We start from the raw sequence: 8,395 nt of genomic DNA on the forward strand, positions 1-8,395 counted from the left end.
ATACCCTTAAACGGCTGCCCATATACCTGTTACCGTGGTAGATACATTATGTGTATTTACTTATCTTTACACAATTTGGTTTTTTCACCCTGTCCTACTTATATCTGAGACTCCAACTTCCGTAAAGTGGAGAATTTGCATCTACAATTTGTGCGATCGCATAAGATGAAGATTGAGAAACAACTGCTGTTTGTGCTAACATATTCTTAGCAGATGCTGACTTAGTACCAAATAATCCAATTCCAGTTACTAAAATTGCGATAAATGCGGTTTTTTTAAAATTTGGTAATGTCAAAGATGTTGCTAAAACTGTGTTGCAAATTAGTTTATCAAACATAACCGCTCTCTCAAAAGTTAATAAAGTAACGATATTTTTATCAGCAACGGTTAATAAATTAATGATTATTGGTGTTTTTCGATTTATCAACCATTTCTTTAATACTCAGATTATGGTCAACGACTAAGAAATGCATTCACCTTTTATGCACATATAGGTGCATAATTTGGATAGTGCGATCCCAGGATAGTGCATACTATTTTGCAGGAAACTGCACACTTGTGAAATTTTGAGTTATTTCTACTGATTTCTGGTAATTTAAACTAAATAAGTATTTTCTTTATGTATAGAAATATGAAAACCAAAAAGAAATATCTCAAAATATTAACCTCTGCGCGTCAGTGGATAGAGATGTTGCTGAAACTTAGAAACCTCTGCAATCAGCTAATTAATTTCTCTACTCATCAACATCAGAAACCGAATCGACATCAAAAATTTATTCAAGTTTCGTTTTTGACGATATTACTGATATGTGTTGTTTTTGGACAAGTGGGATTTGCACAAGTTCCAAATGTCGCTGCGCTGGTTGAAGAAGGAATTAAAGATTATAATACTGGGAATTTTTTTAATGCAATCAAACATTGGCAAGAGGCATTAAATCAGAGTAAAAATAATCCGTCAAGTACGGCGGTGGTAAATGAAGATTTGGCGCGTGCTTACCAAGAAGTAGGAGAAAATAAAGCAGCGATCGCATCCTTATCGGCAGCGATTCGTGACTATGGAGCGGTGCAAAATATCCAGCAAGTCGGACGAATGCAGTCAGAACTAGCCCAAGTGTACAGCAATTTGGGACAACCTCGCAAAGCGATTGCACTTTTATGTGGTCAACTGGTAGAAAAGTCGAGAATCTCCGACAATCAACCAAGTCAGGAAATAAAATGTACTCCCGAAAGTGCCGAACAAATCGCTACTAAATACAACGACAAACGTGGTAAAATTGCAGCCTTGGGAATTCTCGGTGAAGCATATCGGTTAATCGGAAGTTATGACCAAGCAATTAAATATTTACACGCAGCCCAACAAGTATCTCCAGCTTATGACTTTTTGGTGTTAAATAGTTTGGGTAATGCTTATAAAAGTCGCGCTCAATTGCATGAGTTACAAGCCAATTCTGCAAAGCAAGCTGGTATTTTTAGTAAAGAAAAAGAATTTACCAACAAGTCGGCGGCAGATTATAACCAAGCGCGCGAATATTTTCAGAATAGTATAAAGCTGGCGCGTAACCGAAAACAAGCTTTAGCAGAGATGCGGGGATTATTAAATTTAATTCAGTTGGGTTCTTCCCAGACAAATGAAACGAAAGTTATTGACGATGAAACTTTTAATAATGCCCATGACGATGCTTTGAAGCTTCTCAAAGATTTACCCGACTCAGCAACAAAAGTCTATGGAACAATTGATTTAGCATATTTGCAGCGCCATTCTCAAGGTACTTCACCCTTTACCTACTGTCCAACTGCGATGGTATTGTCAGACACCGAAGCATTAAATTTCCTCAAAAGCTCAGTATTAACTAGTAATAAATTACAAGACAATCGCTTGCAATCTTATGCTAATGGTGCTTTAGGACATTTTTGGGAATGCCGCAAAGATAGTAAACAAGCATTAAAATATACTCAAGCTGCAATTATCGCCGCAGATAAGAACTTGAGTGCAAAAGATAGCTTGTATTTGTGGGAGTGGCAAGCTGGACGGATTTTAGATGAACAAGAGGGAAAAAAAGAAGAAGCGATCGCATCTTATCAACGAGCATTTGATACTCTAGAAGATATTCGCCAGGATATATTGACCGCAGAACGTGATGTGCAGTTTGACTTCCGCGATGTCGTGCAACCATTGTACCGAACATTGGCGCGATCGCGGCTAGATTTGTTAGGAGTTGGTGCAATTGCAGACGAACGACGTGCCAAGGAATTATCGCAAGTAGTTAATACTATCGATGCGTTGAAACTGGCAGAATTACAAAATTATTTTGGCAATGATTGTATTTTGAGTGGGTTGAATCCCAAACAGGTAGGCGAACTTCTGCAAGATAATAGTGTAGCGTTTAAGAATACTGGGTTTTTGAGTTCGATAATTTTTGATAACAAAACCGGAATATTATTGCAATTACCTAATCAGACAACCAAATTTAAATGGATTGAAGACTCCAATCAAGAAGGTACAAATAAGATAATTCACAGTGACAAATTACAGAAAAAAATTGCCGAGTTTCGTACCGGATTAATTAAAGGAGAAGTACAAGTTAACTATGATACAACAACTGCGGCACAGCTTTATGATTGGATAATTCGCCCTTTTGCTGAAGATATTAAACCTGAGACAGTCAAAACCCTGGTGTTTATTCAAGATGGGTTTTTGCGTAGTGTACCAATGGCAGCACTTTATGATAGTCAACAACAGAAATACTTAATCGAAACCTACGCAGTTGCCACAACTCCTAGTTTACGACTTACTACACCAAAAGTCCGCGACCGTAGTACACAAAAGGCGCTAATTTTAGGTTTAACACAACAAGCAACAATCGACGGAAAATCTTTTGATCAGCTTTTTTCAGTTCCCGAAGAAGTCGATGCAGTTGAAAGCATATTTCCCAATCATACCGACCTTATCGATGATAAGTTTTTTCCCGAAAGTTTTAAACAAAAACTTGAGAAAACAACATATCCCATCGTCCATATAGCTAGTCACGCTCAATTTGGCATCATTCCCGAAGACACCTTTATTGTCACAGGTAAAAACCAAAAACTCACCATCAGTCAATTAGAAAACTCACTAGGAAACCTCAACAGCAAATTAGATAGCGTCGAACTTCTGGCACTGACTGCATGTGAAACCGCAGTGGGTGATGATCGCTCTACACTAGGATTAGCTGGAGTTGCATTACAAGTGGGCGTTAAAAGTGCGATCGCATCTTTGTGGAGCGTCAACGATCAATCAACATCTGAACTAGTCAAAACATTTTACACCAACTACCGCGACACTGGAATTAGTATTGCAGAAGCATTGCAAAAAGCCCAAATTCGGATGATTAATGCTAAAAACTTACCGCCATCTGAAGGTATAAATATTAAGTATGATAACCCAGTATATTGGGCATCAATGATTGCGATCGGTAATTGGCTTTAAATAATTCGTAATGACGCTCTCTACGAGACGCTGCGCGTAGCTTGCTTCCCCGTAGGGGTACGAGGACTCGCTCTAAACGAACGCGAACAGCGTGTCGCAGACAAGCCTCTCGTTCGCGTAGCGTTTCCCCTTGGGAGAAGAGAAGGCTTTACGCTGCGAAGACAGTAATTAAGTTGGCTCTCCGAGACTTACTATACAAAATTAATACTTAATACGACTTCAATTCATTAGATGGCAAGGAATTCAAGACAATCAAATTCTATTTTTATCAAATCTGTTGTTTTGTCTGTATGAAACCTTACCATATAAATGGTTTCACCATTTTTTATGTATTCATTTATCATACCCACACTCGCAGAGCCATTAAGTTTTGCTGGAAATTTTTTGGAGATATTCGATGCGTTGTTTGATGATTTTGATATCAGCTTTGCTTCCCGTGGGAATTTCTGACTGTGCCAGTTCTTGAACTAAAGTTGCTCCACTTTTACCTAGTTTACCATTACTGGTTGCTTTCAATGCTTCTTCAAATGCTTCATACCAGAGTTCATTTTCAGCATAATAATTTACACTTTCTGGGATGTTAGTAAATTGGTTTTTAGCTAGTGATTTAAAATTGATAACTATAAATTCTGCATTGCTAACAATTGGATGCGCTTCGCAGTCAATTGCAATTTGCCAGAAATATGTTTTACCTACAGTTAGTTCAGGATAATCGGCGGGAAGTTTTAGTTGGTTTATCCCGACTATTGTTGTTATTTCTTTAACTTTGCCAATTTGTTTAACCTTTGTTGCTGAATCGAATTCAAACAGTCGAAATTGCACGGTTTGGGAACTTGACATATACCAACCAAACATGGGACGTGTGGAAGCGGTTTTACCAATAAATGTCTGAGGTGCAAGCTGCGTCAAAGGGATACTGCTACTCGAACATTTACCTAAACCACGCGAACCACCCGCACGCGAATATCCACTAGCAGGTTTGCGATCGCGTGGTTTAAACTCAGCATAAGCGGGGACTGCGCTAATTAAAAAAACTACTCCCACAACCAAACTTGTAATTCTGCGGCGATGTAGCCAAAATCCCAAATATTGATGACTCATGGTAAATGCTGGTAATTGTTTTGAAGAAGAATAGAAAATCAATTAGTTTTTTAGGATGTATTATGCCGTAGACTAAGCACCATCCGAGATTACAGCTATTTTTAGGTAAATAAGCCACATTTTTTTATCTCATGCAGAGGAGCCACTGCGTTGGGCGGCTCTGCCAACTTAAAGCAAGTGGTGTCGCGCAGAGACGCAGAGACGCAGAGAGAAATACAAAAGTGTGGTCTAAATAGATGAAAACTGCTGTCAATCTAAAATCCCTTCTTAGGTCTCCAACTAAGTTCGCATATTGTTCCACCAGAGGAAAGCGATTCGCGTCGAAACTCTCCTCTTAATTGTCTAGCCAGTAATTTAGAATGTTTTGTACCTTTATTTTCGAGATTTGATTGAATCCCAGAACCGTTATCTTTGACGCATAAATTATATTGATTTTCACTATAAATACCCGTTGCTTGAACACGCTTTGCTCCTTCTGCATGTTTGCCAACATTACATAAAGCTTCTTCCATAAACAGACAAATTTCACGTTTATGTTCCATAGTTAAATACTTATCATCAATTGGATCAAAGTTGCGAGTTTTGACTTTTAAGTTTTTAAAATTTTCAAAATCTTTACGTTCTAACGTACTTGAATAAACTTCGTATAATAAATCATGAAGCGGCCGATTTAATTCCAGAATCAATCCGCTCCCTAAACGTAAAATCTCTTGTTTTGTTAATGTTTCGAGTTTGAGAAATTCGCCAATTTCCCGAATTTCTCGATCTAGCTTTTCAAATTGTCCCAGGAGTTGTTGATCGGGTACATCTTTAGCACGTATATGCTTTAATCCATAGGCAAGAGTTTGCAGAGGCCCATTATGAATTAGGGTAAAAGTACGTTGAATTGTGTTTTGACGTTCGTTAATTTGCGATCGCAAGAATTGATCGTGCTGATAAAATGTGAAAGCACTCAAGCCAACGCCATTGACAGCTAATATCAGAAAAATGGGTGCTACAGGAATCCATATACCCCACAACCACAGCATCACATCGCTGTAGCTAAACAGACAAACACCCGCTAAACCCACACTTAGTAAATTTCTCCAAACAGATTGGGTAAACCGTCCAATAATAATCGGCAAAAAACCCCAAATAACTATCCATGTGTATTCTTCCATGTCTCCCCAACTGTGCAACATTGGCCGGCCATCGATGACAGTACTGAGAATTTGACTAATAACGTGAGCATGATAGTCAACACCGTAAATTTGACCTTTTAATTCTAATGTTGGCAAAGCAGATGTATAAAAAATATCACCAACGCTCAGATTTCGGTTGCCAACTAACACAATGCGATCGCGCAACAATTTTGTATAAACATTCTCATTTTTATCATTGAGAATATCCCGCAGCGACACAACAGTAAAAGGCTGATGACTATTGCGGAAGCTCATCAAAATTGACAATCCACCACCACGATCATTAATGCCCACATATCCACCAAAATTATCAGTTATCCGGGGTAATTCAATCCCTTGAATCATAATTGTATTCGGGTCATTTTTCCCCGTTTCTAACTCAAGATTTTTCGATTTTAAGTATCTATTAACTAACTGTAGCGCTAGAGAATATTTATCTTGTCTGTAATTTTTTGGGTTCGTTGTATATAATAAATAGCGTCTATTTTTACTGTCTGCATCATTTAATAAATCAACAAATCCAATTTGTTCTGGTGGTAAACTGCGGACGGAATAAATCTCTTTTGGTGGTAATATTTTTTCAATACTAATAATATTAGTATTTTGCTGCCATACTTTAGCCAGTTGTGCGCCACCAGGTTCAACAGGAACATTTTTGAATATATCCAACCCAATTGCTAGCGGTTTATAAGTTTCCAGCTTAGTGAGTAACTCTGCAATCTTCCCATCTGGAACTGGATATTGCTTAACCCATTCAATATCTTTTTCATCAATCCCCACAATTACTACACGTTCATCGAGTTTTTCTCTGGGACGCAGACGTAACATGGTATCAAGAAACATCCATTCCCAAGATTGCATTCCTCCAACCATACGAATCAATATTACTAACACCAATACTAGTATTCCTGGTGGTGCAGCAAGAGACCATAACCCAAATTCTTGGTAAATGCGATTCCAAATTCTCCTTCTCATTTAGTTTTTTTCAGATTAATTTTTCCCATCCGCTTAATCAATTAAACCTTCTTCACGGCAACGAATTTCGGTTTGGATTCGCATATTTTTACCACCTTGCCTACAGTCTTCAGGATATATCCCCAAAACATCCTGAATCTTCGTCCAGTAAGTCCGCACTGCTCGTTCTGATTTATACATCTTTTCAGCGATCGCCCGATCTGTCAAACTCTCTTCAAAAGCCAAACGTAACACCTCTAACCATTCTGGTTTGAGTTCGATCCCTATTTTGATGTCTTTGGTGTGAGTTCCACCATGAAGCGCTAAACTAACCCGCATGAGCATTTCATTTTCGGGTAATCCTTTGTCTGCGATCGCAAAGCCACCTTGATGATTATCAATCTCGTGTTTGATTCTAATTAACGCTTTCACATAACTACTTTGTACCATGAAATTCTGAAGGGGATATTCTTTGAGCAAAATTTGCAACAGCTTAATTCCAGTATCAATTTCTGCTGTCTCTCCTTGCTGATTGGGAATTGATAAATCCATCACAATCAGGTCAAACTTCTTGTAAAATTGCAATTGATCAAGTGTCTCTTTTCCCGTCTGAGCCTTAACAATAGAAGCTTCGGGATACTCTCCATTTAATACATTCAAGGTACCAGTCAAAATTAATTGATGGTCATCGACAACAAGAATAACCAGCTTTTTTTCCACGGAAAAATGTCCATAAACTTGATGTTCTTTCAAACTAATCCTTACTATATTTTCACTTGTATTCATCCCAATAAAGCATCCTCTAACTTTACTCATTGAAATATATGCCTATTTTAATTGGAGATGAATTTTCAAGCTATGCAGAAAGGTGCAAATCTAAAGGTGTCAGGAGATGCTTGGTTAAGTTGGATTTTAAAATACTGACATGGTTAGCATCTTGTCCACTTAATTTTTATCCACAACAGGTACAACTTAAAGGCGATGGTATAAAAAGTCATCACTCGTATCATATCGGCTATTGACCAACCCTGTACTTAAATCTAAAATCTTTTGGTGTGTCTGCACCCACGGTTCCACAGCACACAATCGAAATTAAGTAAGTCGTGGAAAAAATTTATAAGTATATAACAAAAAATTAAGCAGAAGAATTAGAGTTAAATCTTACACATTTTGTACTGTAATTTCCTTTTTCTCCTCTCGTTTGGACTCCATCAATGACGGCATAGGCAATGGTAGTACTCATCCTCAAAAGTTTTCGCGGCTAGTTCATCCTTTTTGAGATGTTGGCATTCCAATTCAATCGGGTTCATTTCTGAGCAATATTTGGGTAGAAAGAAGATGTACTTTCCCCATGTCTTCCCACTTTGACCATAATTGCTGTACTTCTTTACACCGATGAATCGGGCCGTTGTCCTGGACGATTACTCTGATGCGTCCTGTTTTTTGAGCTTCAAGTGCTTCAAGCTCCATCATCTGTATATAAGATTTGCGTGAAACGCCCCCAATCACCAAACCATACACAAAACTAATTAGGGGTTGAAGAAATCCAATAATACTTAGCCTTCGACCCCGACGTTTACTCTGCTCTAAACGTAGGGGAAACGCACCTTATTTACTAATAAAATCTAAGAGAGATTTCAAAATGACATAGATAATTGTAAAAATCAATAAAGTGATAAATAAAATAAATTAA

General features: G+C 37.9%; 5 protein-coding genes and 1 pseudogene. 1 reads left to right on the forward strand and 5 read right to left on the reverse strand.

Annotation, left to right across the window (positions count from 1 at the left end; all coding sequences use genetic code 11):
* Positions 1-94: 94 nt before the first annotated feature.
* Complete coding sequence (locus tag H6G86_RS37130; RefSeq protein ID WP_190938565.1) at positions 95-337, reverse strand: hypothetical protein; 243 nt, start codon at positions 335-337, stop codon at positions 95-97.
* A gap of 294 nt (positions 338-631) precedes the next feature.
* Between H6G86_RS37130 and H6G86_RS37135 the strand changes: the two genes are divergently transcribed.
* Positions 632-3,466: a CHAT domain-containing protein gene (locus H6G86_RS37135; protein WP_190938566.1), complete on the forward strand. Its 2,835-nt coding sequence runs from the start codon at positions 632-634 to the stop codon at positions 3,464-3,466.
* A gap of 363 nt (positions 3,467-3,829) precedes the next feature.
* Here the strand turns inward: H6G86_RS37135 and H6G86_RS37140 are convergent, their stop codons facing one another.
* The 4 genes and pseudogenes from H6G86_RS37140 to H6G86_RS39325 all read right to left on the reverse strand — a co-directional run.
* Complete coding sequence (locus H6G86_RS37140; protein ID WP_190938567.1) at positions 3,830-4,567, reverse strand: DUF928 domain-containing protein; 738 nt, start codon at positions 4,565-4,567, stop codon at positions 3,830-3,832.
* Positions 4,568-4,821: 254 nt separating this feature from the next.
* The gene (locus H6G86_RS37145) at positions 4,822-6,723 is read right to left on the reverse strand and encodes a sensor histidine kinase (protein WP_190938568.1); all 1,902 of its coding nucleotides are present in this window, start codon (positions 6,721-6,723) and stop codon (positions 4,822-4,824) included.
* A 33-nt stretch (positions 6,724-6,756) separates the two neighbouring features.
* Positions 6,757-7,518, reverse strand: coding sequence for a response regulator transcription factor (locus H6G86_RS37150; protein ID WP_242065170.1), 762 nt, complete (start codon positions 7,516-7,518; stop codon positions 6,757-6,759).
* A gap of 395 nt (positions 7,519-7,913) precedes the next feature.
* A pseudogene (locus tag H6G86_RS39325) lies at positions 7,914-8,295 on the reverse strand (transposase); the annotation flags it as partial.
* Positions 8,296-8,395 lie beyond the last annotated feature (100 nt).

The sequence above is a fragment of the Nostoc sp. FACHB-133 genome (genome assembly GCF_014698055.1).
In the GTDB taxonomy this organism is placed as follows: Bacteria; Cyanobacteriota; Cyanobacteriia; order Cyanobacteriales; family Nostocaceae; genus Nostoc.